Source organism: Bradyrhizobium sp. USDA 372, assembly GCF_053629095.1.
In genome coordinates, this window is the sequence record NZ_JBRJHR010000001.1 from 474546 (window position 1) to 495346 (window position 20801).

Annotated in this window: 19 protein-coding genes and 1 pseudogene; 12 read left to right on the forward strand and 8 right to left on the reverse strand. The window is 63.4% G+C overall.

The window, feature by feature from the left end; all coding sequences use genetic code 11:
* The first annotated feature begins 321 nt into the window (after nt 1-321).
* From AB7M16_RS02305 to AB7M16_RS02330, 6 genes are all read left to right on the forward strand, one after another.
* On the forward strand, nt 322-1122 hold the full coding sequence (locus AB7M16_RS02305) for an outer membrane protein (protein WP_260379242.1): 801 nt from the start codon (nt 322-324) through the stop codon (nt 1120-1122).
* A 241-nt stretch (nt 1123-1363) separates the two neighbouring features.
* Nucleotides 1364-2059, forward strand: a complete 696-nt coding sequence (locus AB7M16_RS02310; RefSeq protein WP_172783705.1) for an outer membrane protein — start codon at nt 1364-1366, stop codon at nt 2057-2059.
* A gap of 226 nt (nt 2060-2285) precedes the next feature.
* Complete coding sequence (locus AB7M16_RS02315; protein ID WP_172783704.1) at nt 2286-3038, forward strand: outer membrane protein; 753 nt, start codon at nt 2286-2288, stop codon at nt 3036-3038.
* A gap of 271 nt (nt 3039-3309) precedes the next feature.
* Complete coding sequence (gene uvrA, locus AB7M16_RS02320) at nt 3310-6291, forward strand: excinuclease ABC subunit UvrA (protein WP_453943028.1); 2982 nt, start codon at nt 3310-3312, stop codon at nt 6289-6291.
* 49 nt (nt 6292-6340) lie between these two features.
* Complete coding sequence (locus tag AB7M16_RS02325) at nt 6341-6904, forward strand: DinB family protein (RefSeq protein ID WP_453943029.1); 564 nt, start codon at nt 6341-6343, stop codon at nt 6902-6904.
* 36 nt (nt 6905-6940) lie between these two features.
* Nucleotides 6941-7582, forward strand: a complete 642-nt coding sequence (locus AB7M16_RS02330; protein WP_453947117.1) for an HAD family hydrolase — start codon at nt 6941-6943, stop codon at nt 7580-7582.
* Between the two features lie 111 nt (nt 7583-7693).
* On the opposite strand, the gene AB7M16_RS02335 is transcribed toward AB7M16_RS02330, so the two are convergent.
* The 3 genes from AB7M16_RS02335 to AB7M16_RS02345 all read right to left on the reverse strand — a co-directional run bounded on the left by AB7M16_RS02335 (nt 7694) and on the right by AB7M16_RS02345 (nt 10877).
* Entirely contained in the window at nt 7694-8647 is a 954-nt protein-coding gene (locus AB7M16_RS02335; protein ID WP_453943030.1) for a YVTN family beta-propeller repeat protein, read from the reverse strand.
* A gap of 2 nt (nt 8648-8649) precedes the next feature.
* Nucleotides 8650-9213 carry an SRPBCC family protein gene (locus AB7M16_RS02340; RefSeq protein WP_453943031.1) on the reverse strand — a complete coding sequence of 188 codons (564 nt, stop codon included), beginning with the start codon at nt 9211-9213 and terminating at the stop codon, nt 8650-8652.
* 866 nt (nt 9214-10079) lie between these two features.
* A complete protein-coding gene (locus AB7M16_RS02345; protein ID WP_212257157.1) occupies nt 10080-10877 on the reverse strand; it encodes an AAA family ATPase in 798 nt (265 codons plus the stop codon).
* Nucleotides 10878-11134: 257 nt separating this feature from the next.
* On the opposite strand from AB7M16_RS02345, the gene AB7M16_RS02350 reads away from it, so the two are divergent.
* Nucleotides 11135-13198, forward strand: coding sequence for a DUF1217 domain-containing protein (locus AB7M16_RS02350; protein ID WP_453943032.1), 2064 nt, complete (start codon nt 11135-11137; stop codon nt 13196-13198).
* Between the two features lie 13 nt (nt 13199-13211).
* Here AB7M16_RS02350 and AB7M16_RS02355 read toward each other — a convergent pair whose 3' ends face one another.
* From AB7M16_RS02355 to AB7M16_RS02365, 3 genes and pseudogenes are all read right to left on the reverse strand, one after another.
* On the reverse strand, nt 13212-14072 hold the full coding sequence (locus AB7M16_RS02355; protein WP_453943033.1) for a PCC domain-containing protein: 861 nt from the start codon (nt 14070-14072) through the stop codon (nt 13212-13214).
* Between the two features lie 9 nt (nt 14073-14081).
* Nucleotides 14082-15687 (reverse strand): annotated as a pseudogene (locus tag AB7M16_RS02360) (acyl-CoA synthetase).
* A 105-nt stretch (nt 15688-15792) separates the two neighbouring features.
* Nucleotides 15793-16290, reverse strand: a complete 498-nt coding sequence (locus AB7M16_RS02365) for a hypothetical protein (RefSeq protein WP_453943034.1) — start codon at nt 16288-16290, stop codon at nt 15793-15795.
* Between the two features lie 94 nt (nt 16291-16384).
* Here AB7M16_RS02365 and AB7M16_RS02370 point away from each other — a divergent pair, with 94 nt between their 5' ends.
* Nucleotides 16385-16714 (forward strand): hypothetical protein, encoded by a 330-nt coding sequence (locus tag AB7M16_RS02370; protein WP_260379250.1) that lies wholly within the window; start codon nt 16385-16387, stop codon nt 16712-16714.
* Between the two features lie 84 nt (nt 16715-16798).
* Entirely contained in the window at nt 16799-17074 is a 276-nt protein-coding gene (locus AB7M16_RS02375) for a GNAT family N-acetyltransferase (RefSeq protein ID WP_453943035.1), read from the forward strand.
* A gap of 51 nt (nt 17075-17125) precedes the next feature.
* On the opposite strand, the gene AB7M16_RS02380 is transcribed toward AB7M16_RS02375, so the two are convergent.
* Nucleotides 17126-17521, reverse strand: a complete 396-nt coding sequence (locus AB7M16_RS02380; RefSeq protein WP_172783692.1) for an SPW repeat domain-containing protein — start codon at nt 17519-17521, stop codon at nt 17126-17128.
* A gap of 325 nt (nt 17522-17846) precedes the next feature.
* Here AB7M16_RS02380 and AB7M16_RS02385 point away from each other — a divergent pair, with 325 nt between their 5' ends.
* Nucleotides 17847-18122, forward strand: coding sequence for a GNAT family N-acetyltransferase (locus AB7M16_RS02385; RefSeq protein ID WP_172783691.1), 276 nt, complete (start codon nt 17847-17849; stop codon nt 18120-18122).
* Between the two features lie 52 nt (nt 18123-18174).
* Here AB7M16_RS02385 and AB7M16_RS02390 read toward each other — a convergent pair whose 3' ends face one another.
* Complete coding sequence (locus tag AB7M16_RS02390; protein WP_211401963.1) at nt 18175-18576, reverse strand: DUF3597 domain-containing protein; 402 nt, start codon at nt 18574-18576, stop codon at nt 18175-18177.
* A 337-nt stretch (nt 18577-18913) separates the two neighbouring features.
* On the opposite strand from AB7M16_RS02390, the gene AB7M16_RS02395 reads away from it, so the two are divergent.
* Both AB7M16_RS02395 and AB7M16_RS02400 read left to right on the forward strand, forming a co-directional pair.
* A complete protein-coding gene (locus tag AB7M16_RS02395) occupies nt 18914-19822 on the forward strand; it encodes a DUF2189 domain-containing protein (protein WP_453943036.1) in 909 nt (302 codons plus the stop codon).
* 120 nt (nt 19823-19942) lie between these two features.
* Nucleotides 19943-20767: a lytic murein transglycosylase gene (locus AB7M16_RS02400; protein WP_453943037.1), complete on the forward strand. Its 825-nt coding sequence runs from the start codon at nt 19943-19945 to the stop codon at nt 20765-20767.
* The last annotated feature ends 34 nt before the right edge of the window (nt 20768-20801 follow it).

Genomic DNA, 20801 nt, shown 5'->3' on the forward strand with positions numbered 1-20801 from the left:
CCCAGGGTTATCCCCACATATAGCATCGCGCTCAGATTTGTTCCAGATTTGTTCTTTATAGCGGTAGAGCAAACATTCGGCCGGCCGCCAACGAAAAGAGCAGCGCTCCGATGGAACTTTTTTGGGTTCCCGTGAACGACGAAAACCGCTTAACATTCATCAAGTTGTTCCACCTCAGTTGAGCCGCGAGTGTGGCATTCCGGAGACGGACTCTGCCCTTTCCTTAGGCTACCTTTGCCTCGGAATTAGTTCATATGGGCGTCGCGCCTGATCAGCCGCTTCGGGGACTTTCGTGAAGCGGACGTAACTGGGGAGACTGCAATGAATAAGGTTCTATTTGGCGCAATCAGTGTACTGGCATTGGGGCTGTCGGCTCCGGCAAGCGCGGCAGATCTTGCCGCGCGGCCCTACACCAAGGCTCCCGCTCCGGCGGTCGCTGCGATTTACGACTGGAGCGGCTTCTACATCGGCATCAACGGCGGCGGCGGCACGAGCCACAAGTGCTGGGACTTCCTCGACACCACCGGCGTCGTCACCGGCGTTCCCGGTACCTTCGTCGGTGAAGGATGCCACAACGCGACCGGTGGCACGGTCGGTGGCCAGATCGGCTATCGCTGGCAGTCGGCCAGTTGGGTGTTCGGCGTCGAAGGCCAGGGTAACTGGGCTGACTTCTCGGGCGACAACGTCAGCACCGTCTTCCCTGGAAGCGCTTTGGTCACCGGTGACCGCAACCGCTCGCGCATCGATGCTTTCGGCCTGATCACCGGCCAGGTCGGTTACGCCTGGAACAACGTCTTGTTCTATGTGAAGGGCGGCGGCGCCGTGGTCGGGGACAAGTACGACGTTTATGCCGCGGCCGGCACGCCGGGCGCCGGCACGCTGCTGGCGTCGGCTCGCGAGACCCGCTGGGGCGGCACCGTTGGCGCCGGCCTGGAATTCGGATTTGCTCCGAACTGGACGCTCGGCGTCGAGTACAACCACATCTTTCTCGGCGACCGCACAATCGGTTTCACGACGCCTGCGGGCGCCGTGTTCGGGAGCGATCGCATCAGCCAGGATGTCGATATCGGCCTGGTCCGGTTGAATTATCGCTTCGGCGGCCCGCTGATCGCGAGGTACTGATATCCCTCTGATTTTGTGAGTGAATGCAAGGGCCGGCCCGCTGCGCCGGCCCTTCTTTTTTGCGGCACGATGCCTGAACGTAAATAAGTCAGCAACCATCACCTTTTCGACTGTTGTGGCTTTTCGGAGACACAACTTGCGGCTTTGGTGGTGTAAAGACGGCGTCAGTTGGGCCGTTGAGTCCGATGCCCTTCCGCGACGGAAGGCAACAACAGAAACTGGGACTGGGATTAAGTTGAAAATGAAAAAGGTTTTGTTGGCTTCGGCCTGTGTATTCGCTCTTGCGGCCCCCGCTTCGGCTGCTGATCTGGCAGCCCGCCCCTACACCAAGGCTCCGGTGGCTGTGGCCTCGGTCTACAACTGGACCGGCTTCTACCTCGGTATCGTCGGCGGCGGCGCTTGGGAGAACGGTTCCGGCGACCCGCGGATGAAGGGTGGCTTCGTCGGCGGCACCGGCGGCTATAACTGGCAGACCGGCAACGTCGTGTTCGGCGTGGAAGCCGACGGCTCGTGGGCTGATGTCAATGCTTCGGTGACCACCCCTGTTCTCTTTGGCGGCGCTATCGTTCCCGTGACCACGAGCTCGCGCATTGATGCGCTCGGCACTGTGCGCGGCCGTATCGGTTGGGCCGTCAACAACGTGCTGTTCTACGCTACGGGCGGCTACGCCTGGATCGACAACAAGATCACCGTCAGCTCGCCCTTCGCAAGCGTGTCGGACAGCAAGTGGCATTCCGGTTGGACGGTCGGCGCTGGCGTCGAGGCATTCTTCGCGCCGCAGTGGTCGGTCAAGGGCGAGTATCTCTATCGCAGCCTGGGCGGCGAGACCTACTTCTCGGGTATCGGCGCTCCGGTGAACACCGGCACGCTCAACCTTCACACCGTGCAGGTCGGCGTGAACTATCACTTCGGTGGCCCGGTCGTCGCGAAGTACTAAGCTTCGTCTCTGGACGCACCCGCGTTACGAAAGGCCGGCCTCGCGCCGGCCTTTTTGTATTTGTTGCGGCCGCCCCGTTCGTTCGCGTTTTCGGACGGATGTGGCGGCCGGGTGACACAACTTTTGGCTTCAATGGTGTAAAGCAATGACGTTACTTGAGTCATGAGGTCCGCTGCTCTTCCGCTCTCCGGAAGACCGGAATGAGAAACGGAAGTGGGGAATGGATATGAAGAAGCTTTTGCTGGCTTCGGCCAGTTTGTTCGCACTTAGCGCGTTGGCACCGGCCTCGGCGGCCGATTTGGCGGCCCGCCCCTACGCCAAGGCTCCGGTGGCGCCGATCGCGGTGTACAACTGGAGCGGTTTCTACCTCGGCATCAACGGCGGCGGTGCATCGAGCCGCAATTGCTGGGATCTCAATGCCGTGCTCGGTGTGGCAATCCCGGTCGTGTCCGAAGGCTGTCACAACGCAACCGGCGGACTCGTCGGTGGTCAGGTTGGCTATCGCTGGCAGTCGGCTAACTGGGTGTTCGGCCTTGAAGCCCAAGGCGACTGGGCCAACCTGAAGGGATCGAACGCGAGCCCGCTCGCCGCTTTCGCACCCGTGGTCAATCAGACCAGAATCGATGCCCTCGGCCTGTTCACCGGCCAGGTCGGCTACGCCTGGAATAACGTGCTCTGGTACGTGAAGGGCGGCGCCGCGGTCACGCACGCCAAGTACGACGGCCTTCTCGGCGGCGTGGTCTTCGATAGCGCGAGCGAGACGCGCTGGGGCGGCGCAGTCGGCACCGGCATCGAATTCGGTTTCGCACCGAACTGGTCCGTTGCGATCGAATACGACCACTTGTTCATGGGCGGCCGCAACGTCAATTTCACGGTGCTTGGCATCAACGACCGGACCGACCGCATCAAGCAGGATGTCGACATGGGCACCGTTCGCCTCAACTACACCTTCGGCGGCCCGGTCGTCGCGAAGTACTGATCTTCCAAGTCACATCGTCACGAGAGGCCGGCCTCGCGCCGGCCTTTTGCTTTGGGCGGGCTGTTCCGACAGGGGTTCCGCAGCGCTCCTGCTGCCAGATGCCGCCAGCGCGCCAACATTCCGTTGACGATTCGCAAGTCCCACTGGAAATCCGCCGCCGTTCTTCCTACGTTCGCTGCCATACCCATCGGCGCCGATCCCGGTTCCGGGCGAAGCGCGCCTTTTGCATTGGCGCGATCGCGCGTCTTTGGATTCCTCGAGGACCTCTGGGATGGACGAAGTGATCAGGGCGAAGCGCCAACAACAGAACGCGGGCTCGAGCCTGCGCGCAATTACGATCCGCGGCGCGCGCGAGCACAACCTCAAGAACATCGACGTCGAGATTCCCCGCGACAAGCTGGTGGTGTTCACCGGCCTATCCGGCTCCGGCAAATCCTCGCTCGCCTTCGACACCATCTATGCCGAGGGCCAGCGCCGCTACGTCGAATCGCTGTCGGCCTATGCCCGCCAGTTCCTGGAGATGATGCAGAAGCCCGACGTCGACCAGATCGACGGCCTCTCGCCTGCGATCTCCATCGAGCAGAAGACGACGTCGAAGAACCCGCGCTCCACCGTCGGCACCGTCACCGAGATCTACGACTACATGCGCCTGCTCTGGGCCCGCGTCGGCGTGCCCTATTCGCCGGCCACGGGCCTGCCGATCGAGAGTCAGACCGTCTCGCAGATGGTCGACCGCGTGCTGGCGCTGCCCGAGGGCACCCGCCTCTATCTGCTCGCCCCCGTCGTGCGCGGCCGCAAGGGCGAGTACAAGAAGGAGCTCGCCGAGTGGCTCAAGAAGGGCTTTCAGCGCGTCAAGATCGACGGCACCTTCCATGAGCTGGCGGAAGCCCCTAACCTCGACAAGAAGTTCCCGCACGACATCGATGTCGTGGTCGACCGCATCGTGGTGCGCGCCGATATCGGCCAGCGCCTCGCCGAGAGCTTCGAGACCGCGTTGAAGCTCGCAGAAGGCCTCGCCGTCGTCGAGTTCGCCGATGCGCCAGCGGCAGCTGCCCCTGCGGAGGAGAAGAAGAAGACCGCAAAAATCCACGACAAGAGCGGCCCCGAGCGCATTCTGTTCTCGGAAAAGTTCGCCTGCCCGGTCTCCGGCTTCACCATCCCCGAGATCGAGCCGCGCCTGTTCTCCTTCAACAATCCCTACGGCGCCTGCCCCGCCTGCGGCGGCCTCGGCGTCGAGCAGCATGTCGACGAGGACCTCGTCATCCCCGAGAAGGATCTGACGCTGCGCAAGGGCGCGATCGCGCCCTGGGCCAAATCGTCATCGCCCTATTACGTGCAGACGCTGACCGCGCTCGGCAAGCACTACAAGTTCACACTCGACACCAAGTGGAAGGACCTGCCGAAGAAGACGCAAAACGCGATCCTCTACGGCTCGGGCGAGGACGAGATCAAGTTCTCCTACGAGGACGGGGTGCGCTCCTACGACACCAAGAAGCCGTTCGAGGGCGTCATCACCAACATCAACCGCCGCTACCGCGAGACCGAAAGCGAGTGGGCGCGCGAGGAGCTGGCGAAATATTTCCACGACGTGCCCTGCGAGGGTTGCAAAGGCTTTCGACTCAAGCCCGAGGCGCTCTGCGTCAAGGTCGGCGGCAAGCATATCGGCGAAATCTCGGAGCTGTCCGTGAAGGGCGCCGGCGCATGGTTCGAGACCGTGCCGGAGGCGCTGAACGCGCAGCAGAACGAGATCGCGGGCCGCATCCTGAAGGAGATCCGCGAGCGCCTCACCTTCCTGCTCGACGTCGGCCTCAATTATCTGACGCTATCCCGCTCCTCCGGTACGCTGTCCGGCGGCGAAAGCCAGCGCATCCGCCTGGCCTCGCAGATCGGCTCGGGGCTCACGGGCGTGCTCTACGTGCTGGACGAGCCCTCGATCGGCCTGCATCAGCGCGATAATGCCCGCCTGCTCGAAACGCTGAAGCGGCTGCGCGACCTCGGCAACACCGTGGTCGTGGTCGAGCATGACGAGGACGCCATTCGGCTCGCCGACTACGTGCTCGACATCGGCCCCGGCGCCGGCATGCATGGCGGCAACATCGTCGCCGAAGGCACGCCCGCCGAAATCATGCGCAACCCGAAATCGCTGACCGGCAAGTACCTCACCGGCGAGCTCGAGGTCGAGGTGCCGGAGCGGCGTCCGCCGAACCACCGCCGCACCATCAAGGTGGTGAACGCGCGCGGCAATAACCTCAAGAACGTCACGGCGGAGATTCCGCTCGGCCTGTTCACCTGCGTCACCGGCGTCTCCGGCGGCGGCAAGTCGACGCTGCTGATCGATACGCTCTACCGCGCCATCGCCCGCAAGCTCAACAACGCCAGCGAGGGCGCCGCCCCGCACGACCGCATCGAGGGCCTCGAGCACATCGACAAGATCATCGACATCGACCAGTCGCCGATCGGCCGCACCCCGCGCTCGAATCCTGCGACCTACACCGGCGCCTTCACGCCGATCCGCGAATGGTTCGCCGGTTTGCCGGAAGCGAAGGCGCGCGGCTACGAGCCCGGCCGCTTCTCCTTCAACGTCAAGGGCGGCCGCTGCGAAGCCTGCCAGGGCGACGGCGTCATCAAGATCGAGATGCACTTCCTGCCCGACGTCTACGTCACCTGCGACGTCTGCAAGGGCAAGCGCTACAACCGCGAGACGCTGGAGGTGCTGTTCAAGGGCAAGAGCATCGCCGACGTGCTCGACATGACCGTCGAGGAAGCCGCCGAGTTCTTCAAGGCGGTGCCGCGCGTGCGCGAGACTTTTCAGACATTGCACCGCGTCGGGCTCGATTACATCCATGTCGGCCAGCAGGCGACGACTCTGTCAGGCGGCGAAGCCCAGCGCGTCAAGCTGGCCAAGGAGCTGTCCAAGCGCGCCACCGGCCGCACGCTCTACATCCTGGACGAGCCCACCACCGGCCTGCACTTCCACGACGTCAAGAAGCTCCTGGAAGTGCTGCACGAGCTGGTCGCCCAGGGCAACACGGTCGTCGTGATCGAGCACAATCTCGAAGTCATCAAGACCGCCGACTGGGTCATCGACTTGGGCCCCGAAGGCGGCGACGGCGGCGGCGAGATCGTCGCCTGGGGCCCGCCGGAAGATATTGCGAAGGCGCCGCGGAGCTATACGGGGAAATTCCTGGCCCCGGTGCTGGAGAAGGCGCGAAAGCCGAAGCGGAGGCGTGCGGCGAGCGAGGCGGCGGAGTAGGTTGCGCGTCCGGAATGTGACAACGCACATGTCTGAGGGAGAATGAACTTTGCCTGCCGGACTTGTGCAAACCTTTCGTGCGTTCGCTCATAACAATGCCTGGGCAAACCATCGGCTGCTCACGGCTTGCGCTGCTCTGTCTCAGGTTGAGTTCGAGGCCGAGCGAAGCGGGTTCTTTCCAAGTCTTCAGCGCACGCTAAACCACATCCATGTCATTGATCTCTTCTATGTCGATGCGCTGGAGGGCGGTTGGTTGGGCCCGGCGGCCTGGAAGAACGAGGTGCCGTACCCTTCCCTCGTCACGCTCAAGCCGGCGCAAGCCGCAGTCGACGAGCGCTTGATTGCTGTCTGCGATGCACTGACGCCCGAGAGTCTCAGTACCGTTGTGAGTATCAACCGCGACACGACCGTGCAGACCGAACGCCGCGACCGGCTGCTCATGCATCTCTTCCAGCATCAAATTCATCATCGCGGACAGGCGCATGCCATGCTGTCCGAAACAAGCGTCGCACCGCCTCAGCTTGACGAGTTCTTTGCAGAGGGAGAAGCATCGCTCCGCGCCAGCGAATTCGCCGAACTTGGTTGGACCGAAAGCACTGTGTGGAAATCCTAGTTCAATAACTGGATGATCGAACGGCATCCCTTTCACGTGCCCTATTCCCTCGCCATCTTCGACCTCGACGGCACGCTCGCCGACAGCTTCCCCTGGTTCCTGCGCACCATCAACGATGTCGCCGACCGCTTCGACTTTCGCCGCGTAAAGGACGAGGATGTCGAGGAGCTGCGGCATGCATCGAGCCGCGAGATCCTCGCCCGGCTCGAAGTGCCCTTGTGGAAGCTGCCGGCGATCGCGCGGCATGCGCGGCGGCTGAAGGCGGAGGCCGCTTCCGAGATCTCGCTGTTTGCGGGCGTCGAGACGATGCTGCGGACGCTGGCCGAGAACGGCGTGCAATTGGCGCTGGTGACTTCCGACAGCGAGGCCAATGCCCGCGAGAAGCTTGGGCCTGCCGCGGCGTTGTTCGCGCATTTCGACTGCTCTGCGTCGCTGTTCGGCAAGGCTGCGAAATTCCGCCGGGTCATCCGCCGTGCGGGTGTCGAGCCCAGCAAGGTGATTTCGATCGGCGACGAGGTTCGCGACATCGAGGCGGCGCGGGCCGTGGGAATTGCCTGCGGCGCCGTGTGCTGGGGCTATGCGGCACCGGCGGCATTGCGGGCGCTGGGGCCGGATCATGTGTTCGACCGGATGGAGGAGATTGCGGATGTGTTGTGCCGGATCCGTAGGGTGGGTTAGCCTTGCGGACTGCGCGAAGCGCACACCGCTTGGCGTAACCCACCACTTCGGGCACCGCGGACACCAAAGAGGTGGGTTACGCTGACGCTAACCCACCTTACGCGACCACACCTACTCCGTCCTGCGCAAGAACGCCCCGAACGCGCGCGGGCCGTCGCCGGTCTTGATCTCGCTGATCACCTTGAGATCGGCCGCATCGATGATGCTTAGCGTGTTGCTTTCCCAGCAGGCAACGATGACGCGCTTGCCGTCGGCGGTTGCCGCGATGCCTTCGGGATAATCGCCGACATTGATGCGCTTGACCGGCTTGAGGCTCGCCAGATCGAACACGCTGACGGTGCCGCCATATTGGTCGCTGACGAAACCGCGCCCTGGCGTCAGCGCCACCGCATACGGGCGCATGCCGGCCGGCACGCGGCCGATCTCTCGAGCCTCTGCGATATCGATCACGGAGACATCGTCGGAGCCGACATTGGCCGTGTAAGCGCGCTTGCCCTCGGCATCGATGGTGACGCCGAACGGGCGGGTGCCGACCTTGATCACCGCCTTGCGCTGGCGCGTCGCCGTGTCCACCACCGAGACGCTGTCGTCGTCGCGGTCGGCCGAAAGCAGCAGCTTGCCGTCGGGCGTCACCGCAAGGCCCGAGGGCGACGTGCCGACCGCGATGCTGGCGACAACGCTGCGCGAGGCCGTATCGATCACCCGCACTGCGGCGGCGTACCAATCGGCGACATAGACCGTCTTGCCATCGGGCGCGACCGCAATGCCGAGCGGCCCGCCGCCGACCTCGACGCGGCCGGCGACCTGCCGCGTCGCCGCGTCGACCACCGTGACCGCCTTGGCATCCGGGCTCGTGACATAGGCAAAGCGCCCATCCGCGCTGACGGCGATACCTGCCGGCTTGCCGCCGATCGGGATGGTCGTGACGCTGCGCACGCCAGCGAGGTCCACGACCATCAGATCATCGCTGAGCTGGTTGGTGACGAACGCCTCCTGGGCGGCTGCGCTGCCGAGACTCGCATGACAAAGGCTGGCGGCGAGCGCCGCCAGAACCAGCGCCCTCACGATCAGCTGCCGCTCTCGATCTTCTTCTTGAGCGCCTCGAGCCCGGCTCTGTACAGCCCGCTCACGGCCTTGATCGCGGCCTCGTCGCTCAGCTCCGGCGGCGGGTCGTTGTTGGGATAGCCGCGATAGAACGCGCCGGCCCATTCCAGCTTCGCCTTGCCGTCGGGTGCGGGCGAGACCGTCAGGGTCGAGGAATAATTGGTCACCGGCAGCACCTTCACGTCGACCTTGGTGATCCGGTAGGAATAGCTCTGCATGTCGGGCTCGTATTTGTAGAGCTCCTCCTCGACCGTGGCGCCGCCCGTCATGGTGAGTTTCCGTGTCGCACCGATCTCGTTGCCCTTCTCGCCTTGGGTCTTGGTGACCGGCTGAAGCCAGCTCATGTCCTGGAAATTGCCGATCACCGCCCACACCTTCGCCGGGGCCGCGTTGATCTCGATGGATTCCCGAACCTTCTGCCGCGTCGGCCCATGGGCCCGGACCGGCTCGAAGGCGGTCATCAGAGCCATCCCCGCCACCGCCAGCGCCGCCACCCCGGCGATCGCCAATCCGCTTCTCATCCTCATGTCGTTTCCTCGTTTTCAACCTGCGCGACTTGGAACGCGCGCTGAATTCATCGTAGCGCATTTTTGGACCGTGGGGAGACCTGTTCGTGGCGCGGCTGTGGCAGGCGCAACGCACACCATTGATTGGGTGGCCGGAGGGGCAAAACACCAGACCGGGGTCAACATGGCCATGCCGAAATAATTCGCTTTACTCGAATTCGGAATTGTCGCATGTTGCCCCCACCTCAACCCGGGCCGAGGGGCGCATCGCGATCGTCACGAACGCGGGATGGGAGGCGGTGGACGCAGGCAGCGTCGCGCGCAGGTGGTTTGCAGGGCGGGTCACTCCGTGAGCAGGCGATGCGCGCACACGACGGGCGCAGTCTGCGTACGGCAAAATCGTGTGGTCCTGGCGCCCGGGGTCTGTGCGCCAAGGTTTGCGGTGACGTTGCGGCCCGAGCGGGCTCGCACCGTCAGTCATCCGCAAGGCGACGGGGGCAATAGTGCATCGCTCCCCGGGGAGAGCACGACATAAGCCGTCAACCCACTGCGCAGGGAAGGCCGGATGTTTGGCTTCACCTGTATGCCGCTGTGCAGCTTTTTCAAGCACACGCTTCGCACAGTGGACCGCGGGTGCCAGCCGGCACCCGGCCTTCCCTGCGCCCTCGGCACTTTCGAGGGCGGATGCAGCAAAGCTCGGGCGGAATCTGCCGCGAGGATGCGAGCCTGTGTCCGTATAAGGACGATTTTGAGTTCGATGCAGGCGCCTCCTCTCCGTCATTGCGAGCGTAGCGAAGCAATCCAGACTCATTACGCGGAAAGACTCTGGATTGCTTCGTCGCAAGAGCTCCTCGCAATGACGATGGAGAGAGCGCAGGCCCCTTCACCTACTCCCCCAGCGTCGCCTCCACGAACCCGCGCGGATCATCGCAAAACTCCCGCATCACCCGGTAATGATCGGTCTGCTCCACCGTAACAGGCTCAAGGCCGTATTTGCCGAGCCGCAGCAGCTGCGCGTTCGGATAGGCCATCAGCAACGGGGCATGGGTCGCCATGATCACCTGGCAACGACCGGAGAGATCCATGCGATGCAGGAGCTTGAGGAAGTCCATCTGCCGTGCCGGCGACAGCGCGGATTCCGGCTCGTCGAAGATGTAGATGCCCTGCTTCTGGCAGCGCTCCTCAAAGAAGACCAGAAAGCCCTCACCGTGGGAAAAGGAAAGATAGTCCGGCGCTTCCTGGACGCTCGCACCAAACACGCCTTCCATGGCGTGCGCAGCGTCCACCGCCGAGCGGTCCAGATAGCGCGCGATGGAAAAGAACGTCTCGGCACGAAAGAACCAGCCGTCGGTCACCTTTGGCACCCAGGCTGCCCGCAATGCAGAGGACAGTTCATCGCCGCTGACCTCGATGCCGCCGCCGTCGATTTCCTGAAAACCCTTGCGGCCGCCGGTGCTGGCGAAGCCGGCCAGCCCCGCAATGCCCTCGAGAATGGTCGATTTGCCGGTCCCGTTCTCGCCGACGATGATCGTGACCGCGGCGTCGAAGCTCTGGTCGAACTCGTCCCTGAACACGGGAAGACAGAACGGATAAGCCTCCCAGTCCTCGACCCGCGTACGGTCGAGCCAGACGCGCCTGAGATAAGGCGCAGCCAACGTGGTCTGACGGCGTCGTGTCCGGCTCATTTCCCCCACCTACCTCAGCTGGAGCCGCTCGGAACATATCAGGAACACAATGCTCGCGAAAGCTGCATTTGAGAAACATGCAGAAATATACCCGGCACGCGTTCCTCTGCTCGCACTTCGATATCTCAGGTTGTGGAGCAGAATCGCCCTTGAGGATGCGTTGCCGAGACAGTCTGCTGACATGAGGCCAGCACCTACCTCGCGCCCCCGCAATGATTGACGGAGGTCCGGGACCGCCAAGCCGCGAGGAATGCGCGATGATATCAACGTATTTCAGCTACAATTACATTTCGCGCCATCTCAAGCAGTCCCTGACGAGGGTCGAACAGCAACCCGACGTCTCGCGAGAGGCCGCCTATTACAAAGCCAACATCGGCAAGGTGAAGACGGTCGACGATCTCATGAAGGATTATCGCCTGTACCACTTTGCCATGAAGGCATACGGCCTGGAAGACATGGCCTATGCCAAGGCGTTCATGAGAAAGGTCCTGGAGAGCGACCTCTCCGACGCCAACAGCTTCGTCAACAAGCTGGTCGACAAGCGCTACCGGGAGTTTGCCGCGGCATTCTCGTTCAACGGCAGCGCAACGCCTGTTGCGCAATCGGCGGACCAGACCGACGAGATGATCGGCCTGTACACGGCGACCAAGAAGAGCCAGGTCGACGCACTTGCCGACGACACCAATTACTACAGCGCCCAGATCGGCAACATCACCAGTGCTGACCAGCTCCTGAACAACGATCGTCTCCGCAACTACGTCTATTCGGCATTCGGGATCGATCAGAGCAAATGGCCGCGCGACACCATAAGCCAGGTCCTGCGCAGCGATCCATCCGATCCAAACAGCTACGTCAACACCACCTTCGCGTCTCAGTTGACCGGCCTGAACGCCCAGCTCGCTCAAGCCAAATCGGACGTGAGCGCCGCCAATGCAAAGATCGCCGACTACACGGCCCAACTGTCGCAACCAGGCGCTGACGTGACCCAGTTGAAGGTCCAGATCCTGGTCGAAAAATATCACCTGGAGTCGTACACAAAGAGCATTTCCAACCTCAATGACCAGATAGGCACGATCGGCGAATTTGTAGATTTGGCCGGCGCATTCGAGTTTGCGCCTGACGGGTCGCTTCCGGCGGGCGTGCCTGCGCAGACTGCTGCAAACGTCGCGCTCACGAAACAGCGGTTCGACGACGGCAAGGCCGCCATCTATTCGGCGGCAAGCCCGCTGAACGAAGCTTTCGCTATCAGGCAGTTCAGAACGGCCATCCTCACCATCGATTCGATCCAGACATTCGTATCGACACCGGCCGTGTATGATTTTGCTCTCGGCGCCGTCGGACTCGATTCCAAGGAAGTCTCGCAGGACACCGTCAAAGCCGTCCTCGAAAGCGATCTCAACGACCCCAAGAGCTTCGTGTATACCCTCAAGGACGATCGATATGTTCAGCTCGCGCGCGCCTTCAACTTCGATGCAAAGGGCAATCTGACCACGCCCCTGGTGGCCCAGGACCCGAGCGAGGTCCTCCAGATTGCGAAGGACTACGTCACCGCGATGATCAGACAGACGAGCCCTCAGGAGCAAGCTGCGGTTCGGGCCCAAGCCGCGAAAGACGCGACATCTTATCGGGAAGCCATCGCAGACATCGAGAGCGTTTCCGATTTGCTCGCAAACAGGAAAATGGTCGATTTCATTCTCGTCGCAAAGGGTCTGGAGCCAGGGAAAGTCAGCACCGAATATCTCAAGAAGATATTCAATTCCGATCTGAGCAATCGAAAGAGCTTCGCGAACACGGAGAGCGATCCGCGCTTTGCTGAAATCGCGGCCTCGTTCAATTTCGACAGCAAGGGCAACGTCGCACGCCTGCCGACGATGGGGCCTCAGAAACGAGATCAGTTTCGGGAAACCCAGGCAAACTATCTCCGGCAAAGCCTGGAACAGCAGCAAGGCGACATGAACCCCGGCGTGCGCCTGGCCCTCTATTTCCAGCGCAAGGCCGGGGAAATCACGTCCGCATACGACATCCTTGCCGACAAGGCGCTGTCGGAGGTGTTCAGGACCACGTTCAACCTGCCCGATTCGATGGCTGCGATGCCGATCGATCAGCAAGCCAAGTTCGTGGACCGCTTCATGAAGATCAAGGATCTCTCCGATCCCGCGAAGGTTGAAAAGCTGCTGGGCCGTTTCTCCGCCATGTATGACGTCAAGAACAGCCAGAGCACCGGTCAGGCTCAATCCCCCTTGCTCGACCTGTTTCAAGGATCGAGCTCAGGGATAAGCCAATCGACGTTCCTGGCCATTGCCAAGCTGCGCGCTCATTGAGCGCTCGCCGCGACTAGCCCAGCACCTCCAGCACCAGCTCCATCGTCATCAGCACGGGATTGTCGCCACGGATCAGACGGCCTTCCGCAACGCCGCCAGTGTAGTCGATCAGCGCAACATCGAGCGCAGCTTCCAGCGCGCCGGACGTGCCGGGCGCGATTGTTCCTGCTGTGATCGCCAGCTCCGTCGCAAACGGCTCGGTCACGCCGCCATGGGTGAAGCGCGCGCCGATGGTCGAGCCGACGCCGCCATGAATCTTCGCGCGGGCAATGCCGTGCGCGCGGCAGAACACTTCGACGCACCCAGCAAAATCCTGGTTCGGGCGCAGGCGGAGCGCGAAGGCGCGGCTCGTCGTGCGCGCGCCGTTGCTCGCAGCCGCGACCGGCCCGAACAGCTTGAAATTGGTCTCGGGATCAGGCTCGGCGGTGAATATCGCCCCGTCGATGCCGAAGGCCTCGACCTCGAACGCCTCAGCAACGACGGTCTCGTCCGGCAGCATGTGGCCCCCGCTGGTCTTGCCGTCGGCCTCGGTCCACAGCCCGTGGCAATGAAAGAACGGCGCACCGTCGCGCGTGCCGAGCGTCATGCTGCCGAGCCTTGGGCGCGTCACGCCGTCGGGCCGGAACGTGTCGCTGTAGAACGCCGCGTTTTCGTCGGTCTTCGACAGCGCCGGCATGACATAGGCGAACGGCCCCAACGCGCCGCGGCGAAAGTTCAGCACGCCGCCGGCAAAGCCCTCCGCGGCAAAGCCGCGCCGCGCGGCCTCCAGCAGCGGCAGACCGGCCTCAAGCGTGAAGGCAAAGGCGCGCCCCCTCGCCTCCACCCATTGGATGCGTTCCGGAGGTGGCGGGCCCGGCTGCTTGATGCTCCGCATCTGGTGCGCTCAGCCCGTCTTCTTGTCGAGGTCGAGCAGCCCGCGCGCCTCGAGCTCGTCGCGCACCATGCGCTTCGGCACCTTGCCGTAGCCGGATTTCGGCAGCGCATCCCAGAAGAAGAAGCGCTTCGGCATCTTGTAGCGCGGCACTTTCGGCGACAGGAACGCCGCCATCTCCGCTTCGCTCACCGCCTTCGCGCCTTCGCGGGCGACGCAGACGGCAACGCCGACCTCGCCCCAGGTCGCGTCGGGCACGCCGAGCACGGCGACCTCGCCGATCCCAGGATGGGTCAGGATCTTCTCCTCGATCTCACGCGGATAGATATTGGAGCCGCCGGAGATGTACATGTCGGAGGCGCGCCCCGTGATGTACACAAAACCCTCCTCGTCCATGTTGGCCGAGGTCGCCGGTGCGGAACCAGCCGTTGCGGAACGCCTTCGCATTGGCTTCGGGGTTGTCGTAATAGCCGGCGAACACCGCAGGCCCGATCACGCAGATCTCGCCGCTCTGGTTGGCCTTGAGCTCGCGGCCCTCGTCGTCCTGAATCGACACCTGCATGCCGGTGCGCTCGAAGCCGCAGGTGCCGATCTTGGCGTGCGGGCCGTCCTCCGGATCGTGCAACGCCGCCGGCAGCACGGTGATGTTGCCGGTGACTTCGCCAAGGCCGAAATACTGCACGATCACCTTGCCGAGCTTCTTCAGCGCCGCCTTCTGGTCCTCGCGATACATCGGCGCGCCCGCATAGATGACGTAGCGCAGCGAGGAATGGTCGTATTTGTCGGCGGCGGGATGCTCGACCATCATCTTCAGGATGGTGGGCACGGTGAAGAGATTGCTGACACGATGCGCCTCGATCAGGCGGAACGCCTCGTTGATGTCGAATTTCTCGGTCGGCAGCAGCACAGTGCGCGCGCCGCGCGCGGTCTGCATCAATTGGTGCACGCCGGCGCCGTGCGACAACGGCGCCACCACCAGCGAGGCATCCTGCTCGGTCGTCCCGGGCGTCAGATCGGCGAGGTGATTGGTGACGACGAAGCCCATCTGGCCGTGGGTCAGCACGGCCGCCTTGGAGCGTCCGGTGGTGCCGGAGGTGAAAAAGAACCAGCAGGGATCGTCGTGCTCGACCGCGACATTCGCGACGTTCGCGCCGGCCTGCGAGGCGATGGCATCGGCGACCGAGCGCTCGCCGAACGCGGCCTTGCCGTCGATGCTCCAGGTGAATTCGATTGCGCCGCCCTTCACGGCCGCGGCGTGCTCGGGGAAATCGACGTGACACAGAAACGCCTTTGCGCCGGAGGCTTGCGCGAGATAACTGACCTCATCCGGCATCAGACGGAAATTGGTGGGCACCCAGACCGCACCGAGCCGGAACGCGGCGAACATCGAAAAGAACATCTCGTCGCCATTCTTGGAATGGACGAGGATGCGGTCCCCCTTGGCAATGCCTCGAGCGGCGAGCGCCGTGGCCAGGGCCGAGACCTGCGCATCGATCTCGCGCCAGGTCCAGGATTTTTCACCCCAGACGAAGCCGGGACGCGATCCATGCCGCCGCGCATTCTGAGTCAGCATATAGGCGAGATTCATGACGCGGCGGGACATGCGCAGGGGCTGCATCGGGCTTCCTCTTCGGCGACGGGCGGCACGCGAGCCGTCCGTTCATTGCAGCCCATTTATCGCCAACGCCGGCGGCCCTGCAAGGCCGGCTGCCGCGGACCTGCCCTACGGCTGCTTGAATGCAAATGGCGTCGCCGTGATGGTCCTGGTCTTCCAGCAGGCCTGCGCACCAAAGCCGCCGCAGAAGCTGCCATGCAGATCGAAGCGGATGGTGCGCGCGGCGCCGCGCTTTACCGGTGGGGCCATGATCTTGTAGCGGAGGACGTAGCCGTCGAACACCTCGCGCACGCTGCCGTCCGGCAGCGTCACCAGGATCTTCATGACGCAGCCGCCGGTTCCGCAATAGGTCGTCTCGCGATCGCCGCATTTGGTGTCCTGGAAATCGACGACATAGTCCTCGCGACCATCGCCGGTCAGGTCGATCTTGCGCACGGTGTTCGGCGCGAAGGTCACCGCGCCACCGTCCTGGCTATCGCATTCCTCATTGGCGTAGCGCAGCGCCTTCTGCACGCCGGGCGGATAGTCGGCCGGATTGAACGGCTTTGCGTCGTCGGCGCGCGCAGCCGAGGCGAACAGAGCGAGCATGAGGATGAGATAGCGCATGCGCGTTTGTCGCCAGCGCAGCAACTTTCGTTCAGGGAATTTTAAACATGATCGGCGCAACGTTCATCGATTGTCGCGTACAGAGTGCCCCATCATGGTCAAAGCGCCCGCCCTCCTCCTGTTGTCGCTGGCGCTCGCCGGATGTGCCGCTTCTCCGCAAGCGCATCTTGCGTCCGATCCCGCCTTCAAGCCTGCGCGCTATGCCTGGGATGGCGCCGGCAAGGATCCCAATCGGCCGCGCGCCGCCTCACAGCCAACCCGGACTGCCGCCCGCTCCGAGCGCAACAGGGCGCAAGCCGAGGCGCAGGACGGCATCGATGCCGAACAGGACGCCAGGGTCAACCGCTCCCTGGTCATCTGCCAGGGCTGCCTTCGCCCGCCGCCACAGGCCGAAGAGTCCAGGCTGGCCAAAGCGACCGATTGAACCGAACGGCTTCGGATCGGAAACCGCCGGCCGGACCGCGCGTTACGATCTCGTGCGCGGGGCCGGCAGCTGCAAGGCAACGATATGAGTGACGTCATCAACAACAAGGCCCATCACCGCTACGAGCTCGAGGTGGAGGGTCACCTTGCGACCGAGCACTACAGGCTCGACGGCGATGTCATCACCTTCGAGCATACCGACGTGTCGAAGGAGCTTGGCGGCAAGGGCATCGGCTCGAAGCTGGTGCAAGGCGCGCTCGACCAGGTCCGGGCGAACGGATTGAAGCTGATCCCGCAATGCCCGTTCGTGAAGGCATGGATCGACAAGCACCCGGACTATGCGGATCTCGTGACACGGTGAGTGCACAGGCCCGCCGCCAGTCGCCGGCAGGCCTGTCGTTGACTTACGGCCCTATTGTCCGTGCTTGAGCAAGTCCTGATCGTTCATATCCCAGTCCTGCCACAGCTGGAGAACGCCGAGCAGCACCACCACCGCACCAAGGCTCGTGTGATAGATGCGGAGGAAGCCCTCGCCGGAATAGCCGAGCGCGTATGGCGAGGCGATGAGCCACAGTCCGACCAGGATCGTCGTCACCTCTTGCCAGCGCTGCAAAGCGACGTATTCGAGCTGGCTGATACCAAACACGACCAGGCCGATCGCAACCGTGTTCAGGATCGCCGTCTGGTGACCGGCGATCGCCTGATCCTGGATCGGAAACCACGGCGAGGCCACGATCACCGCACCCAGCAGCATCCCGCACCAGTCTTCCCACGTTCGATGAGTATTAAAGAAACCAGAGTCCGACATCGTACCCTCCCTGCAAAAGAGGCATACGTCTGCGGCTGGCGATCGTGACACTCCGAATGTCTAGCGACCCTGCCGGCCGCATTCGGGCGTATGTCCTTTCCAGGACGTGGGAACCGAAGTGCGGCTTGCAAGAGCGGCATCAGGGATTTTTTTTGCGGGTCGCGGGACCCGTGCTCGCGGCGCGCCAGGTCCATACTGCAATGCGGTGACGTCGGCGCGCATTTGCAGATGTCTCCTCTGCGCCGATCTCCCTTGGTCTCATCTTGGCAAGGGCCGTGTCAGGCTCCTAGATCAGGAAGCAATCTGCAGCTTGGAAGGATCCCGCATGGCGGCTTCGGTACGCGACAACAAGGACAGGAGGCGCTTCGAGCTCGATGTCGGCAACGACATGGCCTTCGCCAATTACCGGTTGACGCCGTCGGCCGTGATCATCACCCACACCGAAACGCCGCGCGCGCTGCGCGGGCGCGGCATCGGCTCCGAGCTAGTCAAGGGCGCGCTCGAGCTGATCCGGCGCGACGGCAAGAAGGTGATCGCCGGCTGCGGCTTCGTCGTCGACTATCTCGACCGGCATCCGGAGGATGCGGACCTCGTCGCCTGAACGCAAAAGGGCCCGCGCGATCGCGGGCCCTTCCGGCACGACCGACGCCGGGTCAGTGCTTGATCTCAGGCGGCAGCTTGCCGCCATTGGCGGCAAGCTTGGACATCACCTGCTTGTGCAGCCAGACGTTCATGCTGGCGGAGTCGTTCATGTCCCCGCTATAGCCGAGCTCCTTGGCGAGGTCCTTGCGCGCGGCCAGGCTGGAATCGATGTCGAGTGCCTTCATGAGGTCGACGATCGAGGTACGCCATTCCAGCTTCTCGCCCTTGTGCGCGGCGACGGCCTTGTCGACGATGGCAGCGACGTCGACGGCCGCCATGGGCGCTGATGCCGGCGCCGATGCGCCCGGCGCGGTCCCAGCGGGGGCACTGCCCGGCGCTGCGCCACCGGCCGGCGCGGCGGAAGCCGGCTGGCTGCCGAAGATCGCGCTCATGATTTTCCCGAAAATGCTCATGTCTGCTTCCCCGAAAAGGATCCATTGGAAGGGCCTTGAGTGGCCCCTTATAGACGAAGTCACCGCGTTGCGCCCGCGGAGTTCTGCGAACCACCAGGCAGCATGAGCTTATCTGCGGCGAAATGACGACCGAATGACATCATCGAGGTTGCACTGCGGCATCGAATTTCACCCAGGCGTGAGGGACAGGACTCGGAATTGGGAGTAGCCTTTACGTTCAACTCGCGATCCCGTCCGGAATTCGCGTCTGGTTGGAATCGCGAAACTCAGAGAAGAGCGGCCGCTTGCGCCGTTTGCCGGCGCCGAGTGCGGCTGCCCGGCAAGGGAGCTAGCGACCATGGCGACACTCTACCAGGGCAATGTACCCACGATGGCCCAGCCCGCGGATGCGGCTGGACCTGTGATCCGAACCATCCAACTGTCTGATCTGCACGAGGCGCTCCGGCGCGGCTGGGAGGATTTCAAGGCGATTCCGAGCCACGCCATCATCCTTTGCGTCATCTATCCCGTGCTGGGCCTCGTGCTCGCCCGCGTGGTGATGGGCTATTCCGTATTGCCGCTGCTGTTTCCGCTGGCCGCGGGCTTCGCCCTGATCGGCCCGTTCGCAGCCCTCGGCCTCTACGAACTCTCCAGCCGACGTGAACGCTACGAGGAGGCCAGCGCCTGGGATGCCATGGAGGTGCTGCGCTCGCCTTCGTTCGGTGCGATGCTCGGTCTCGGCACGTTGCTGCTCGCCCTGTTCGTCACCTGGGTGGCAACCGCACAAGCGATTTACGTCGCGGCGTTCGGCTACGAGGGCGTCACCGGATTCTCGGATTTCATCAGGCGCGTGCTGACGACGCAGCAAGGCTGGTGGCTGATCGTGGTTGGTTGCGGCACCGGATTCCTGTTCGCGCTCGCCGCACTCTGTCTCAGTGCCGTGTCGTTCCCCTTGATGCTGGACCGCCATGCCGGTGCGTTCGAGGCGATGAGCACTTCGCTACGCGTGGTCGCGAGAAACCCGGTGCCGATGGCGGCCTGGGGCCTGATCGTGGCGGTTCTGCTCGCGCTCGGCACGATCCCGGCCTTCCTCGGCCTTGCCGTTGTGGTCCCCCTGCTTGGGCACGCCACGTGGCACCTCTATCGCAAGGTGATCGTGTCGGATCCGGGCGCACGCCCTGTGCCGCCTCCGCCCCATCGGCCGCGCAAGCCGGCCGCCGACTTCCCGGCAAACCTCTTCCCGTGGCGGAATCGGACGGACGCCTGACAATCTCGTGACGTGCGGCCCTGCCCCGTTTCGGACAGGACCGCACGCCTTGCTTTGGCCGCGGTTACAGCCGAGATTATGCTGCCGGTCAGATCAATTCACGGAAATCCATTTCATCTGATGACTCCGACGATTTCTCGTCTTGCTCTCGCAGCCTTCATCGTCTCCGCGTCCCTTCTCTCAGTCCAGCCAGCGCCCGCCGCGGTTGCCTGCGGCTCGGGCAATTTCGACGCCTGGCTGACTGATTTCAAAACCGACGCTGCGGCGAAAGGCATCTCGCAGCAGGCCATCACCGCCGGGCTTGCCGGCGTCACGCTCGATCCGAGCGTGCTCAACCGCGACCGCTCGCAAAAGGTCTTCACCCAAACCTTCGAGGAGTTCTCCGGCCGCATGGTGCCGCCGCGCTTGGAGCGCGGCGCCAACAGGATGAAGCAATACGGCTCGGTGCTATCGCGCATCGAGCAGGCCTATGGCGTGCCCGGCGAGGTCCTGGTCGCGATCTGGGGTCTGGAGACCGATTTCGGCGTCAACACGGGCAAGTTCGCAACGATCCGCTCGCTTGCAACGCTCGCTTACGATTGCCGTCGCTCCGAGCAGTTTCGCGCCGAGCTGCTGGATGCGCTGCGCATCGTCCAGCGCGGCGATCTTGCGCCTGCCGACATGAAAGGCGCCTGGGCCGGCGAGCTCGGCCAGACCCAGTTCATGCCGTCATCCTGGATGAAATATGCCGTCGACTTCGACGGCAACGGCAAGCGCGATCTGCTGCATAACGCGCCCGACGTACTCGCCTCCACCGCCAATTATCTGGCCGGCTATGGCTGGCAGAAGGGCAAGGATTGGCAGCCGGGCAGTCCGAACTTTGAGGTGCTCAAGCAGTGGAACAAGAGCGAGGTCTACTCCAAGACCGTCGCCTATTTTGCCGCCCAGCTCGCACGCGCTCCCTGAAATAACACGCGACAAAATGCATGGGCCGATCGCG